Source organism: Streptomyces montanisoli, from assembly GCF_017813245.1.
In the GTDB taxonomy this organism is placed as follows: Bacteria; Actinomycetota; Actinomycetes; order Streptomycetales; family Streptomycetaceae; genus Streptomyces; species Streptomyces montanisoli.
Genome location: NZ_JAGIQL010000086.1, coordinates 14,078 through 27,774, shown reverse-complemented (window position 1 = coordinate 27,774; position 13,697 = coordinate 14,078). Strand labels below are relative to the sequence as shown.

Below are 13,697 nucleotides of genomic sequence, written 5' to 3'. Positions count from 1 at the left end.
ACGAGGATACTCAGCCGGCCCGCGCCGCCCGCGGTCCGCTCGTACTCCAGCCGGATCGCGATGCGGCGGGCATGGGCGTGTTTGACCGCGTTGGCCAGGGCCTCGGCGACCGCGAAGTAGGCCGCCGTGTTCTTGGCGGCCCGCGACCGCCCGGGGATGCGGACGGCGGGCGGGGTGGGCAGCGGGATGGCGGGGGCCAGGGCCTGGGGGGGCCGGGCCGGGCCGGGGGCGGCCAGGGGCGGGGGGCGGGAGGCGCGGGGCGGGGTGTGGGCGGTGGGGTGTCAGGCTCGTGTGCGGGCGTGGAGGGTGCCTGCCAGGCGGGGGCCGAGCCAGCGCTTCAGCCTGCGCAGGGGCTCCAGGCGGCCCGCCGCGTGGTCGAGGCGGTAGTAGAGCTGCGGCGGCACGTACGGCAGCAGCGGCGAGTGGCGCTGCCCGAGCAGCGCGAACATCCGCTCCGGCGGCAGCCTGAGGTAGCGCGGCAGCTCCTCGTACCAGCGTGCGCTGAAGCGCGCCGCGCTCTGCACGGACAGCAGCTCGGCACGCCTGACGTTCTCGTAGCGCGTGAGCGCCGCGTCGAGCCCGGCGGCGCCCGCGGCCGGCTCGGCGTGCAGGGCGGCAGCGAGCGCGAGCGCGTCCTCCAGGGCCAGCGACGTGCCCGCGCCGATGGAGTAGTGCGTGGTGTGGGCGGCGTCGCCGAGCAGGACGACGTTGCCGCGGTGCCAGGTGCGGTTCGTGAGCGTGCGGAACGTCAGCCACTGCGCGGCCGCCCCGTCCCCGCCGCCCCTGCCGGTCAGCGGATGGCCGTCGAGCAGCCCCGCGAAGAGTTCTTCCAGGCGGCGCAGGCCGTCCGCCTCGCTCCCCCGGTCGAGCCCGAGGCCGCGCCAGGTGCCGGGCGCGCACTCCACCACGACGGTGCTCGCGTCCTCGCAGAAGCGGTAGGCGTAGCACCAGATCCAGCCATGTTCACTCTCCACGAAAGAAAACGTGAAGGCGTCGAAGACCTTCGTCGTGCCGAGCCAGATGTAGGGGTTGCGGCCGACGGACACGTCCGTGCCGAAATGTCCGGCCCAGCGGCCGCGCAGCGCGCTGCGCACGCCGTCCGCCGCGACGACGAGGTCGGCGCCTGCCAGGACGCCGTCGAGCCCCGCGTCCGTCCCGGGCTCGACCTCCCGCTCGTGGACGACGCGCACCCCGAGGTCGCGGGCGCGGCCGGCGAGGATGGCGAGCAGCCGGTGCCTGCCGATGCCGAACCCCTCGTCCCCGTGGTGCCGGGTCGTCGCGTCGCCCACGTACGCGACGCCGTCGCTCCAGCGGACCGAGGCGTCCTCGACGGCGCGCGCCGACTCGGGGTCGCCCGCGCGCAGCTTGTCGAGGAGGGCGGCCCAGTACGTGACGCCCCAGCCGTAGGTGGACCCGGCGGCGTCACGCTCGTACACGGTGACGTCGTGGGCCGGGTCGCGCAGCTTCATCAGGATCGAGAAGTAGAGACCGGCGGGCCCACCGCCGACGCAGACGACCTTCACACGCACTCCCGGGTTACGTCGCGGTCACTTCGGGCACAGACTCGGTCACGCACCGTAGCAGGAGTGGCGGCGGTCACGCGGCGTGTGGCGCGCGGCGCGCAGCGACCGGGCTCCACCGTCCTGCGCGGCTTCCCGCCGCACAGGTTGTTCCGCCATACTTCCCGCCGTGGAGCAGCGCAGCGATACGAACATCCAGCCCGTGCAGACCGCCGGGGCCGGTGTGGACCCGGCCTACGTGCCCGGTCTCGTGAACGTCCGCGCCCCCGAGGCCGAGGCCGAGGAGCCGGAGGCGGGGAAGGACACGTCCGCGCCGTCCGCCCCGCCTGAAGAGGATGCGGCCCCGGCCGGCGCCCCCGAGGCGGGCGAGACCCCCGAGGCCGCCGCGGCCGAGGAGCCCGCCGATGCCGAGGAGCCCGCCGCGGCCGCCGACGGCCCGTCGTTCGAGGCGTCCGACCGGCGGGGCTCCGTCGTCGCCGACAGCACCGGCGTCCGGTTCACCCTGGACGACCAGGCGGCCGACTTCCGGTGGGACGAGATCGGCGCCGTCGAGATCGCCACCCCGCGCTTCGGCAAGCGGTTCAGCGTGATCGTGCACGTCGGCGCACGCCGCTGGTACGAGACCGAGGTCGACGCGCCGAACCGCGCCACGCTCAAGCGGTGGAGCGACGAGCTCGACGCGGTCCTCGACGCGTACTTCGAGGAGGGCAGGTCCGAGGAGGACGAGCCCGCGCAGGCGGACGCCGCCGAGGCAGAGGACGACTCGACGGCGTCGGGGACCGAAGCGAAGGCCGAGGCGAAGGACGAGGACGACGCCAAGGCCAAGGACGACGCCAACGCGTGAAGCCTGGCCGGTCCCGCAGGGGCCGCCGTCCCGGCGTTCGAGGCCTTCCCACGGCGCCAGCGGCGCCGACGCTCCTCAGCTTCGTGCCTGGGCGCCACTCCGGGGGCACCGTCCGCACGGGGACGCAACCCGGCCCGCGGTGGCGGCGCGGCCCGCGTCGGCGGCGTCACCCGTGCGTCGGTGCGTCCTCGATCGCCGCGTTCACGAAGGCGAGCACGTCCCTGCGGCGCGTGAGCGGGTTCGTGTAGAGGCGGCCGCCCGTCTCGCCGCCGCGGATGCGCAGGCACTCGTCCAGGACGCGGTGGTGCTCCGGGCCGAACGCGGCGCGCGCGTAGCGTCCCGCCGCCGTCTTGGAGACCGCCTCGCCGGTGGCGAGCGCACGGTGGGCCCTGCTGACGCCGAGCACGCCCCAGGTGGCGGCCTCCGCGCCCAGGCAGGCGAGGCCCTCCGACGTGAGGAGCCGGGAGCCGCGCTCCCACCACGGGCGCCAGTACCGCGTCAGGCTCTCCCGCGCCCACAGGACGAGCTCCCCCGGCGACGTGTCGACGGTCAGGTCCCGCGCGTGCGGTCCGCGCAGCGTCACACCGTGGCGTGCGAGCACCTGCCACGTGGCGGGCTGCCTGCCGTGCGGTACCGCCGCGAGGAGGCCGCCCCGGTGCGCGTACGGGCCGGGCGCCGCGTCGGCGGGATCGCCGGCGAGCTCGTCCCACGTCACGTACGGGCCCTCGAAGAAGGGCCGGCGCACGTGGCCCGCGAGGCGCGCGTGCACCTGCTTCAGCGCCGCGGTCTGGGCCGGTGACGGCGGCACCGCGGAGACCGCCACGAAGTCGATGTCCCCGCCGCGGCGCGGGAAGTCGCCGAGTGCGACGGAGCCCGTCAGGTACAGCCCCTGGACGAGGCCGGGCACGGCGGCGTCGGCGAGGGTGAGGTAGGCGCCGGCGACCTCGCGCACGAGGGGGTCAAGTGTCACGGCGCAACCCTGCCACCCGCGCCCCTCACGGAGAAGGGCGCGAAGCGGCACGCCACGTCCGCCGTACCGGTACAGGCACGGCTACGGCTTGCGGGCCACCGCCGCGTACATCGACACCGAGTCGTCGCTGGTGCCGGGCACCGTGACGCCGTCGGGGTGCCAGTTGTGCGGCGTGACGACGCCAGGCTCCACCAGGTCGAGCCCGTCGAAGAACGCGGCGACCTCGTCGCGCGAGCGCAGCTGCAGCGGGATGCCGCCGCGGTGGTACACCTCGGCGACGCCCGCCCACATCTCCGGCGCGAAGTCGGCGGTGCAGTGGGAGATCGCCAGGTAGCTGCCGGGCGCGAGCTGGTCGAGCAGGTACCGCACGATCTCGTACGGCTTGTTCTCGTCGGGCACGAAGTGCAGCAGCGCGTTGAGCGACAGCGCCACCGGCTGCTTCAGGTCTATGGTCTCGTGCAACTCGGCCGCGGCCATGATGGATTCGGGCTCGCGCACGTCAGCCTGGATGTATGTGGTGCGGCCCTCGGGCGTGCTGCGCATCAGCGCCTCCGCGTGGCGCAGCACGACCGGGTCGTAGTCGGCGTAGACGACGCGCGCCTCGGGGGCGGCCTCCTGCGCGACCTGGTGGAGGTTGGGGCGCGTCGGGATGCCCGTGCCGATGTCGAGGAACTGGCGGATGCCCTTGTCCGTGGCCAGGTGGCGCGTGAACCGGTGCATGAACGAGCGGTTGACCCGGGCCGTGATCTTGATGGTCGGGAAGACCTCGAGCACCTTCTGCCCGGCGATCTCGTCTGCTTCGTAGTAGTCCTTCCCCTGGAGGTAGAAGTCGTACATGCGCGCCGGGTGCGGCTTGCTGGTGTCGATCTCGTCGAGTGACACCTGGTCGAGGTCGGTCATCCGTGGTCCGTCCGTCCGTTTATCGGTGCGTATACGCCTTCGCCTACAGCAGGAAGTCGGCGAGCCCATTCTTCGCGCCTTCGACGAAGGACGCCATGGCATCGTCGGAACAAATCAGCGCGGGGCCCGACGCATCCGTGGACTGACGCACCGCCACCCGGCCGTCGTCGAGCTTCTTCGTCTCGACGCAACTCCCGCCGTTCGGGCCGCTCCAGGGCTTCTCCCAGCCGTCGGCGCCCAGGTCGCCGGCCGGCATGCCGTTGTGGATCTCGTGCATCACAACTCCTTGCGTATGTTCTGGAGGAAGGCTTTCGTCTCGTGCACCGACGCCGCGCGCGCCGACAGGTTGTCGAGCACCTCCAGGTACGCGGCGCTGTCCGGGCGGCGGTCCAGGTAGACCGCGCCCGTCAGGTTCTCGGTGTAGACGATGTCCGGGAGCTCCGTGAGGTCGAAGCGGAACAGGTGGAACGGGCCGAACGCGCCCAGGTGCGGGCCGATCGCGAACGGCATCAGCTGCAGGGTCACGTTCGGTATCGCGGTCGCCTCCAGGAGGCGGTCCACCTGGTCCTTCATCACTTCGGGCGTGTCACCGACGGGGCGCCTGAGCACGGACTCCTCCATGAGGATCCACAGCATCGGCGCGCCCGGTTTCGACAGCAGCTGCTGGCGTTTGATCCGCAGCGCCACCCGCCGGTCGAGCTCCTCGGCGTTCTTGTGCGCGCCCGCGCCGAGGACGCCGCGCGCGTACTCCTCGGTCTGCAGCAGGCCGGGGACGTAGTGGGGTTCGTACGTCCTGATCAGGCTGGCCTCGTCCTCAAGGCTGACGTACGCGCTGAACCAGCCGGGGACCGCGTCACGGTAGCGGTGCCACCAGCCAGGGCGGTTGGCGGCCTTCACCAGCTCGATGAACTGCTCGACCTCGCCCTCGTCCACCCCGTACAGCGGCAACAGCAGCCGGACGTAGGGCGGTTTGATGGCGACCTCGGAGTTCTCCATCCGCCGGACCGTCAGGGGCGTCACGTCCAGCACGCCCGCCGCCGCCTCCCGGCTCACGCCCGCGCTCTCCCGGAGGGCGAGCAGCCGTTTGCCGAGGACGATGCGCAGCACGGTGGGAGAGCTGCCGCTCCCGGCCGAGGCCGACGACACCGCCGGAACCGTGGACCGCGCCTCACTCACCACACCGTCACCACCTGACACCGCTTCACCCAGCCGAGTCTGCCAGGTGCTTGCTGAGCTATCCAGGGAGTTGGCGAGCATTCTGAAATTATCAAGGAGTCGGTTGCGGCGTGACCGAGTGAGCGCGCATAGTGAGCGTCGTGGCTCGTATCAAGGAACATGTCGCGGACCAGGAACGCGCTGTGCGACCGACCGGGGCGTCCGGGCGGGGCGAGTTACCTGCTGCCTCGTGCGCGTACTCGTGCGCCTACTCGTACGTCTTCCCGCGCAGGCCGGCGTCGGTCACCGCGGCGCGGCGCAGGCTCCACGCCCAGCTGCTGCGCGGCGGCGTGCCCGGGGAGCTGTGCGACATGGCGGCGCTCGTCGCGTCGGAGCTGCTGACCAACGCGGTGCTGCGCACGGAGAGCGCCGTGGTGGGCTGCGCGGTGCGGGTCTCCGCGCGCGGCGTGCGCGTGGAGGTCAGGGACGAGGGCGTCGCGGCGGGCTCGCTGTCCGCGGGGCACGGGATGTTCCTGGTGGACAGGGTGGCCGACGCCTGGGGCACCGAGCCGGACAGGAACGGCGGGGGACGAACGGTCTGGGCGACCGTGTCCGTCGCGGACGCGTTCGACGCCGACGCTGAAGCCGACGCCGACGCCGACGCGCCCAGGGCGGACGGCACACACCTCAGACACGGGCGGCGACGGGATGGGTGACGCGCGAGTGGCGTACGGACCGAACGCGGACGTGCCGCGCGGCGGCGCGGAGCCGGATGTGCCGGGCAAGCGGCACGACGTAGAGGGGTCCGAGGGGTCCAGCGGACCCGGCGGGTCCGACTCGTCCGACGGCTGCGACGACTACGACGGTGCGGGCGGCCTGGCCCGCGAGCTGGTCGACAGGATCGCGCAGGACGGCCGGCTCACCACGCAGGCCCAGCGCCTGCCCGGCGCCCAGATGCGCAGGCGTGTCGCCCGCTGCCGTGCGGTCAACGCGGCGGCGCTGCGCGAGATCGTCGAGGAATCCGGCTGGCCGACGGCGGAGCTGGTCGGCGAGGAGGCCTCGACGGCCGCGCTGATGATCCTCCTGCACGCCGACGACCTGGCGCTCAAGCTGGCGTGCCGCGACCTGATCACCGACGCGGTCGAGCGCGGGCAGTGCCCGCCGATCCACGCGGCCTACGCGACGGACCACTGCGCGGTCGAACTCGGCAGGCCCCAGCCGTACGGCACCCGCTACACGCCACTGGGCAGGCCCTATCCGGTCGCCGACCCGGACGGGGTGGACGCGCGCAGGGTCGCGGTCGGGCTGCGCACGATGGCGGCCGAGCAGCAGGCCCTGGCCGAGATCCAGCTGCGCCGGCTGAGCCGCGCCTCCGCCTGACGCGGCCCCGCCCGACGGGGCCGGGCGCCCCACGAGGGCGCACGGGTCAGGACACGATGTCCTTGCGTGCGAACCCGCGGAACGCGAGGGCGAACAGCACCAGCGCGTACGCCACCGACACCGCGGACCCCTTGAGCATCCCCGACCACTCCAGTTGCGGCTGGAGCGCGTCGATCCACGCGAACTGCCAGTGCGCGGGCAGGAACTGCCGCCAGTCGCCGAGGGCGGTCACCGCGTCCAGCACGTTGCCGATGATGGTCAGCCCGACCGCGCCGCCGACCGCGCCCAGTGGCGCGTCCGTCTTCGTGGAGAGCCAGAACGCGAGCCCGGCCGTCACCAGTTGTGACACGAACACGAACGCCACCACCAGCGCGAGCCGCGGCAGCGCCTGCCCGAGGGGCAGTTGGCCTCCCGTGGGCAGCTCAAGCGGGCCCCCGCCGTACGCGGCCGTGCCGACGGCCAGCGCGACGAGCGGCAGCACCACCATCGCGGCGGCGCTCATCCACAGCGCCACCAGCAGTTTGCTCAGCAGCAGCCGTGATCGGGGCACCGGGGCCGCGAGCAGGTAGCGCAGCGACGACCAGCTCGCCTCCGAGGCGACGGTGTCCCCGCAGAACAGCGCGACCGGCACGACGAGCAGGAAGCCGGCCGACACGAACAGGGCCGTCGCCGCGAAGTTGGCCCCCGAGCGCGTGGCCGTGGCCATCAGCGTCAGCTGACCGTCCGCCCCGCCCGGTGTGCCGCCGACGGCGAACGCGGCGGCGAGGACGAACGGCAGCAGCGCGAGCACGAGACCCATCACGAGCGTCCTGCGCCGCTTCAGCTGCCGCACCGTCTCTACTAGGAACGGCAGCGTGCGGCGGGCGCGGTAGCCGGGGGCTGACTGGGTGAGCGCGCTCATGCCGGGCCTCCTGGGACCGTGGATTCCTCGTGGACGGGGCCGCCGCTCCCCGCATCGTCGTCGGCCGCGCCGCCCCCGTCCGAGATGAGGGTGAGGAACGCGTCCTCAAGGCGGCGGTGGGGGCCGATGCCCGTCAGCCGTACGTCGAGCCGCAGCAACTCCGTCACCAGCGCGTTCGTCGTCGCGCCCGCGAGCCGCACCAGCAGGCCCGCGTCCGTGCGGACGGCCGACGCGACGCCGGGCAGCGCGGCGACCTCCGCGACCTCGGCATCGGGCACCCGACCCTCGGTGGTGACGAGCAGCGTGTCCCCCGACCCGGTGATCTCGGCGACGGGGCCCGCCTGAACGAGCTGCCCGCGGTGCATGACGACCAGATGCGTGCAGGACTGCTCGACCTCCGACAGCAGGTGGCTGGAGACGATCACCGTCCTGCCGTCCGCCGCGTACTTGATCATCACGTCGCGCATCTCGCGGATCTGCGGCGGGTCGAGACCGTTCGTCGGCTCGTCGAGGATCAGCAGATCAGGCAGGCCCAGCATGGCCTGCGCGATGGCGAGCCGCTGCCGCATGCCCTGCGAGTACGTGCGCACGGCACGCGCCAGCGCGTCGCCGAGACCGGCGATCTCCAGCGCCTCCTCGATGTGCGCGTCCTGCGCGGGGCGGCCCGTGGCACGCCAGTACAGCTCGAGGTTGGCCCGCCCCGTCAGGTGCGGCAGGAACCCGGCGCCCTCCACGAACGAGCCGACGCGCGACAGCACGGGCGCGCCCGGCCGCACGGCGTGCCCGAAGATCCTCGCCTCGCCCGCGTCGGGGGCGATGAGCCCCATCAGCATGCGCAACGTGGTCGTCTTGCCCGCGCCGTTGGGCCCGAGCAGCCCGAGTACCTGGCCCTTCTCCACCCGGAAGGACAGGTCGCGCACGGCGTAGCGGTCGGCGGACTTCGCGTACCGCTTCGTCAGCCCCGTGATAGCCAGGGGCACCTCGGCGAGCGCAGGATCGGGCGCCGGGACGGCGCCTCGCCTCCGCGCACCCAGCAGCAGAGCGGCCGCGACGACCAGCCCGGCCGCCGGCAGTCCCCACACCCACCAGGGCAGCGGCGCCGCGCCGGTCGTCAGGGCGGGGTCGGTCGGCACGGAGAGCGAGCCACCCGCGAGGGAGGCCGTGTACGTGGCGGGGGCGGCGGGCGAGGCGTACCCGAGGTCGGTGGCGGCGAGGACGACCTCGAGACGGTGCCCCGCGGGCACCTGGTGGTCGACGGCGGGCAGCGTCACGGTGACGGTCCTGCCGTGCTTCGCGCCGTCGACGCGCACCGGGGTGACCAACTGCGAGGGCAGCACCCGCCCGCCGCCCGGGGCGACGTCGTACACCTTGCCGAACAGGACGGCCTGCCCGGTGGACGAGGCGACCTTGACCCGCACGGTGGGCGACCCGGTGATCCGCAGCGCACTCGTGAGCGGCCGCGAGACGAACCGGGCGTACTGCCCGGGGAAGTCGAAGGACAGCCCGAGCCCGGCGGCGGCCAACTGCCCGGCCGCGCCGCCCGAGGACCCACCGCCGTCGCCGGAGCCACCGGCCCCACCACCGGACGCGCCGCCCCCGGACGAACCGCTCCCTGAGGTTCCCGATCCCGCCCCCGTGGCGAACGCGCCGAGCCCGCCGAGCCCGGGGACCGCGGAGATCGAGGGCGGGTTGCCGCCCGCCGGGTTCGCGAACGTCTGCGTGCCACCCGTCAGCGCGATGCGCTTCGGGTCGCCGCGCAGCCCCGGGTAGCGGTCCGCTTCCGCGCCCCGCAGCTCGGCCGCGCCGTCGGTGGAGTCGATGCCGCCGGTGCGCGTGACCCGGAACGCCGGCCCCGTGTCGACGCTCTTGTCGCCCTTCAAGTAACGGCCGAACCAAGCTGACACGCGCGCCTCGATGCGTCCCGTCTCCTGGTCGCCGCCGTCATGCCCGCCCGACATCCAGTCGACGGACACGGGCGCGCCGTTGTGCGTGATGGTCTTCGCCATCGCGTCCGCCTGGCCGAGCGGGAACAGCGAATCCGTCTGGCCCTGCACGATCAGCGACGGCACGTCGATACGGTCGGCAACGGCGGACGGGCTGCGTTTCTCCAGCAGCGCACGGTCGGCGGCCGTCGCCTTCCCCGCGACGGCGATGCGCTGGTACAGCTCGCACAGGCTCGCCTCGAAGCGCCCGCAGCCACCGCCCGAGGAGAAGAAGATCCCGGCCCACAGCTTCTTGAACACCCCGCCGGGCAGCAGGGCATCCGCGAGATTCCAATACGTGATCTCCGGCGCGATCGCGTCCACGCGCCGGTCGTACCCGGCGGCGAGCAGCGAGATCGCCCCGCCGTACGAGGCGCCGGTGACGCCGACCCGGGGATCGCCAGGACCGTCGAGCTCGACCTGCGGCTGCCGAGCGAGCCAGTCGATCAGCCGCGAGACGTCCTTGACTTCGTGTGCGGGGTCGTTGAGGCCGATCTTCCCCGTGGACTTGCCGAACCCGCGCGACGACCACGTCAGCACGGCGTACCCGTCACGCGCGAGCCGTTCCGCCTCGCTCCGCACGTCCGCCTTGCTGCCGCCGAACCCGTGCGCCAGCAGCACGGCCGGGCGCCGCCCGCTTGCCTTCCCGCCGTCCGCGACGAAGTAGGAGGTGTCGATCCGGGCCCCCGGCATGTCCATGAACCGGTCCGACCGATGCACGACAGGCGCACCGCCACCGCCCGTAGCGGCGACCGCCGTCCACGTCCCGCCGCCGACGAGCACGACGAGGACGGCCACCAGCACAGCGGTCCACCGCGTGCGCAGCCCGAGCCGTCGAGGGATTCGGATCTCCATGCCGACGACTGTACGGGCCACCACTGACAGTGACGACGTACCCGGGTCGCAACCCGGAGGTCGCTCGGGCCCTCCCATCGGCGTACGCCCCCGAGGTTCCGTACCGCAGCCGCGGTATGCGCCGCCCTGGCGTGTGCGGCGTCATCCATGACGGCCCATGAGGCACACCCGCCGTGCAGCCGGGCGAGGATGCCTCCGCCGGCATCGCGCTGTTCGGTCGGGCCGAACGCCCGTCCTCGGCCGCCGGGCCGCACCTGCTTGGCCCAGGCCCAGGGCACCTCGTCCCCGGCGTACGTGGAGACGAGCCGGTCGTAGGGTGTGCCCTCGGGCCATCCGGCGGCCTTGTCCCCGAGTGCGGCCTCCACGCGGCCGTCGGGCTGTTCCCTCGCGGCGCTGGCCCTACAGCCGGCTTGTTGCCCGCAGGGCCCGACACGGGCAGCCCTCGTCAGCCGCCGAGTACGCCCTTGGCCCCGGCGACGAAGGCCGCCCATGCGCGGGGCGCGAAGGCCAGCACGGGGTCGCCGGCGGCGACGGCCTTGCTGTCGCGGACCGGGACAACACCGGGGATGTTGTCCGCGACCTCGACGCAGTCGTTCGAGTTGCCTCCGCTGCGAGTACTTTTCCGCCAGACGGCCGCTGCCAGATCGTGCTCAGACCTCATGTGCGTATTCCTCGGCTACAGACTCGATCAGGGCCAGAGACTCCTGCGGTGAGAGCGCAGCAGACCTGGCCAGATTGTAAGCCTGCTCCGTCTCATGGACCGTGGCCGGATCGTCGATCAACAGCCCCACCTGCTGGGCCTCGTGGTAGGCCACGGGTGGTGCGTCGCTGAAGGCCATGAGCTTCAACGTCGCCGCCAAAGGCGGCGCACCGGCCGAGAATGGCAGCACCTGCACAACGATCCGTCGCCGCCTGATCAAAGCCATGATGTGGCGGAGCTGCTCCTCCATCACAGTGGAGCCGCCGCACCGATGCCTCAGCACCGCTTCACTGACGATGGCCCAGTACGTCGGCTCTGCCGGGTTCTCGAGAAGCTGGGCGCGGCTGGTGCGCGCCTCCCCCCACTGCTGGAGTGTTGCCTCCGGCAGGTCGGGGTGAGCCGCCAAGAACAGTGACCTGGCGTACTCAGGAGTTTGAAGGAGTCCCGGTACGAAGGTGGCCCCGTATTCGCACAGCGCGGCAGCGAGGCCCTCCAGGTACTGGACCTGCGCGAAGTACTTCTCGTACCCCGTGCGATTGATCAACTCCTCGCACATGCGACCGAAGTACCCGTCCGTCCCCAGCACCTCGTCGAACCGCTGCGCCAGCTCAAGCTGCGGCTTGCGGATCGCCTGCTCGAACTGGCCGATGTACGAGCCTGAGCAGTACGCGCGATCCCCTAACTCCTGCTGCTTCAGGCCCGCTGCCTCGCGCCTGCGGCGCAGTTCCGAGCCGAAGAACTCCCAGCCGAACCTCGGGCGCGGGAACATCGACGGTTTGTCGCTCGTGGTCATGGCTGACCCTTTCGATCGTGCAGATGCGTTGTGCCCGTGTCATCCCTGTTGAGCGTAGCGGCGATTGCCGCAGCATGAACACGAAACGTAGCGACAGCTCACGCAGAGCACGGAAGGCGACGGACTCCTCATGCCCCAACACATCGCGCATCTCCCCGACGACCGCTCCGCCGCATGGCGCGACGCGGCGGCCGCGACGAGCGTGCTTCGGCGGGCCCTGGCCGAGCGCGGGATCGTGTTGCCATCCCTCGGGGTCGATCCGCTCGGGCCGGTAGCCGGTGTGAACCTGGTCGAACTCGGCCGCGTGCGGCCCGACGTGGCGATCGCGCTCGCCGGCGCCCTCGAGTGCGGCGGTCAGGGCCTCAGCGACGGGCGGACGCCGTGAGGCCGCAGCCCGGGACGCTCGTGCGGGACACCGCGACCGGGCGGCTCGGACTCGTGCTGCGCAGCACCGTCGAGTCCGTGCGCCTGCTGCCCCTGCGCGACGGGACGTGCTGGGTGGCGGCGTTGACGGACGTCCGCGCGCTCTCGATGCGCGAGGCGCTCAGCGCGCGGCTCGCGCTCGTCAACGCCCGTCGCACGTGGGGGAAGTGAGGCCCGACGGGCGGCTCACCACGCGCCCGCGCCCGCGCCCGCGCCCACGCCCCTGCGGCGGCGCGCCGGGTCGGCGAGGAGCGCCGCGTTGTACCGCGTGTCGTCCGGGTTGAGGTCCACGCCGGGCGCCACGACGCGGTCGATGCGGTCGAGCACGGCGGGCTCAAGGTCGATGTCCGCCGCGTCGAGCTGGCCCCGCAGGTGCTCGGCCGTGCGCGGGCCGATGATCGCCGCCGTCACCGCGGGGTGCGTGGTGACGAACGCCAGCGCCAACTGGACGAGCGTCAGGCCGGCTTCGTCGGCGATGGCGGCGAGTTCCGTGGCGGCGTCGAGCTTCGCCTGGTTGCCGGGGATGTCCAGGTCGTAGTGGCTGGACGTGACGCTGATGGGCATCGTGCCCGCGCGGTGGCTGGACGGCTCGGCCGCACCCCGGCGCCAGCGTCCGGACAGCCAGCCCCCGGCGAGCGGGCTCCAGGCGAGCACGCCCATCCGGTACGTCTCGCAGGTGGGCAGCACGTCGGTCTCGACGCCCCTGGCCAGCAGGGAGTACGGGGGCTGTTCGCAGACGAAGCGCTCGCGCTGGCGCCGTTCCGCCGTCCACTGAGCCTGCACGATCGTGGATGGGGCGAACGTCGAGGAGCCCGCGTAGAGGATCTTGCCGGCGCGTACGAGGTCCGACAGGGCGCCGAGGGTCTCGTCGAGGTCGGTCAGGGGATCGGGCCTGTGCACCTGGTAGAGGTCGATGTGATCGGTGCCCAGGCGGCGCAGGCTCGCCTCGCAGGCCCGGACGATCCAGCGCCGCGACGCCCCGCGCTCGTTGACGCCGGGGCCCATCGGGCTCCACACCTTGGTCGCGAGGACGACCTCGTCGCGCCGGCCGGCGATCGCCTTGCCGACGATCGTCTCGGACTCGCCGCCCGAGTACACGTCGGCGGTGTCGATGATATTGATGCCCGCGTCGAGCGCGGTGCGGATGACGGCGATCGAGTCGTCGTGGTCGGGGTTGCCCCACTTCCCGAACATCATCGCGCCGAGGCACAGCGAGCTGACCTGGACTCCGGTGCTGCCCAGCGTGCGGTATCGCATGAGTGGACGCCCTTTCG

At 72.9% G+C, this 13,697-nt stretch carries 14 protein-coding genes and 2 pseudogenes; 5 read left to right on the top strand and 11 right to left on the bottom strand.

Annotated features, from left to right (window positions below):
• Positions 1-281 precede the first annotated feature (281 nt).
• Entirely contained in the window at positions 282-1,523 is a 1,242-nt protein-coding gene (locus tag JFN87_RS20230) for an FAD-dependent monooxygenase (RefSeq protein ID WP_209341922.1), read from the bottom strand.
• Between the two features lie 166 nt (positions 1,524-1,689).
• On the opposite strand from JFN87_RS20230, the gene JFN87_RS20225 reads away from it, so the two are divergent.
• Positions 1,690-2,364, top strand: coding sequence for a hypothetical protein (locus tag JFN87_RS20225; RefSeq protein ID WP_209341920.1), 675 nt, complete (start codon positions 1,690-1,692; stop codon positions 2,362-2,364).
• Positions 2,365-2,530: 166 nt separating this feature from the next.
• Here the strand turns inward: JFN87_RS20225 and JFN87_RS34380 are convergent, their stop codons facing one another.
• From JFN87_RS34380 to JFN87_RS20205, 4 genes are all read right to left on the bottom strand, one after another.
• A complete protein-coding gene (locus tag JFN87_RS34380) occupies positions 2,531-3,334 on the bottom strand; it encodes an aminoglycoside adenylyltransferase domain-containing protein (protein ID WP_209341918.1) in 804 nt (267 codons plus the stop codon).
• An 81-nt stretch (positions 3,335-3,415) separates the two neighbouring features.
• Entirely contained in the window at positions 3,416-4,234 is an 819-nt protein-coding gene (locus JFN87_RS20215; protein WP_209341913.1) for an SAM-dependent methyltransferase, read from the bottom strand.
• A 43-nt stretch (positions 4,235-4,277) separates the two neighbouring features.
• Complete coding sequence (locus JFN87_RS20210) at positions 4,278-4,511, bottom strand: DUF397 domain-containing protein (protein ID WP_209341912.1); 234 nt, start codon at positions 4,509-4,511, stop codon at positions 4,278-4,280.
• Positions 4,511-5,410 (bottom strand): Sco1979 family transcriptional regulator, encoded by a 900-nt coding sequence (locus JFN87_RS20205; RefSeq protein WP_307865523.1) that lies wholly within the window; start codon positions 5,408-5,410, stop codon positions 4,511-4,513. The genes JFN87_RS20210 and JFN87_RS20205 overlap by 1 nt, the downstream gene beginning before the upstream one ends.
• A 182-nt stretch (positions 5,411-5,592) precedes the next feature.
• On the opposite strand from JFN87_RS20205, the gene JFN87_RS20200 reads away from it, so the two are divergent.
• Both JFN87_RS20200 and JFN87_RS20195 read left to right on the top strand, forming a co-directional pair.
• Entirely contained in the window at positions 5,593-6,105 is a 513-nt protein-coding gene (locus JFN87_RS20200; protein ID WP_209341910.1) for an ATP-binding protein, read from the top strand.
• Positions 6,106-6,112: 7 nt separating this feature from the next.
• Entirely contained in the window at positions 6,113-6,769 is a 657-nt protein-coding gene (locus JFN87_RS20195) for a DUF6624 domain-containing protein (protein ID WP_307865522.1), read from the top strand.
• A 46-nt stretch (positions 6,770-6,815) separates the two neighbouring features.
• On the opposite strand, the gene JFN87_RS20190 is transcribed toward JFN87_RS20195, so the two are convergent.
• The 5 genes and pseudogenes from JFN87_RS20190 to JFN87_RS20170 form a co-directional block, all read right to left on the bottom strand.
• Entirely contained in the window at positions 6,816-7,670 is an 855-nt protein-coding gene (locus tag JFN87_RS20190) for a DUF2705 family protein (protein ID WP_209341909.1), read from the bottom strand.
• 68 nt (positions 7,671-7,738) lie between these two features.
• Positions 7,739-10,507, bottom strand: a pseudogene (locus JFN87_RS20185) (alpha/beta fold hydrolase); the annotation flags it as partial.
• Positions 10,508-10,755: 248 nt separating this feature from the next.
• A pseudogene (locus JFN87_RS20180) lies at positions 10,756-10,998 on the bottom strand (hypothetical protein); the annotation flags it as partial.
• Positions 10,953-11,168: a DUF397 domain-containing protein gene (locus tag JFN87_RS20175; RefSeq protein WP_209341907.1), complete on the bottom strand. Its 216-nt coding sequence runs from the start codon at positions 11,166-11,168 to the stop codon at positions 10,953-10,955. The gene JFN87_RS20175 and the pseudogene JFN87_RS20180, both read right to left, overlap by 46 nt.
• Entirely contained in the window at positions 11,158-12,000 is an 843-nt protein-coding gene (locus tag JFN87_RS20170; RefSeq protein ID WP_209341905.1) for a helix-turn-helix domain-containing protein, read from the bottom strand. Before JFN87_RS20170 ends, JFN87_RS20175 begins: the two co-directional genes overlap by 11 nt.
• A 130-nt stretch (positions 12,001-12,130) precedes the next feature.
• Here JFN87_RS20170 and JFN87_RS20165 point away from each other — a divergent pair, with 130 nt between their 5' ends.
• Positions 12,131-12,385 carry a hypothetical protein gene (locus tag JFN87_RS20165; RefSeq protein WP_209341903.1) on the top strand — a complete coding sequence of 85 codons (255 nt, stop codon included), beginning with the start codon at positions 12,131-12,133 and terminating at the stop codon, positions 12,383-12,385.
• Entirely contained in the window at positions 12,382-12,594 is a 213-nt protein-coding gene (locus JFN87_RS20160) for a hypothetical protein (protein WP_209341901.1), read from the top strand. The genes JFN87_RS20165 and JFN87_RS20160 overlap by 4 nt, the downstream gene beginning before the upstream one ends.
• A 15-nt stretch (positions 12,595-12,609) precedes the next feature.
• Here the strand turns inward: JFN87_RS20160 and JFN87_RS20155 are convergent, their stop codons facing one another.
• A complete protein-coding gene (locus JFN87_RS20155; protein ID WP_209341899.1) occupies positions 12,610-13,680 on the bottom strand; it encodes an aldo/keto reductase in 1,071 nt (356 codons plus the stop codon).
• Between the last annotated feature and the right edge of the window lie 17 nt (positions 13,681-13,697).

Excerpts from the sequence above, each read along its gene's own strand:
- JFN87_RS20210 (WP_209341912.1), bottom strand. The coding sequence starts at position 4,511 with ATGCACGAGATCCACAACGGCATGCCGGCCGGCGACCTGGGCGCCGAC.
- JFN87_RS20215 (WP_209341913.1), bottom strand. The coding sequence starts at position 4,234 with ATGACCGACCTCGACCAGGTGTCACTCGACGAGATCGACACCAGCAAG.
- JFN87_RS20170 (WP_209341905.1), bottom strand. The coding sequence starts at position 12,000 with ATGACCACGAGCGACAAACCGTCGATGTTCCCGCGCCCGAGGTTCGGC.
- JFN87_RS20165 (WP_209341903.1), top strand. The coding sequence starts at position 12,131 with ATGCCCCAACACATCGCGCATCTCCCCGACGACCGCTCCGCCGCATGG.
- JFN87_RS20190 (WP_209341909.1), bottom strand. The coding sequence starts at position 7,670 with ATGAGCGCGCTCACCCAGTCAGCCCCCGGCTACCGCGCCCGCCGCACG.
- JFN87_RS20175 (WP_209341907.1), bottom strand. The coding sequence starts at position 11,168 with ATGAGGTCTGAGCACGATCTGGCAGCGGCCGTCTGGCGGAAAAGTACT.
- JFN87_RS20155 (WP_209341899.1), bottom strand. The coding sequence starts at position 13,680 with ATGCGATACCGCACGCTGGGCAGCACCGGAGTCCAGGTCAGCTCGCTG.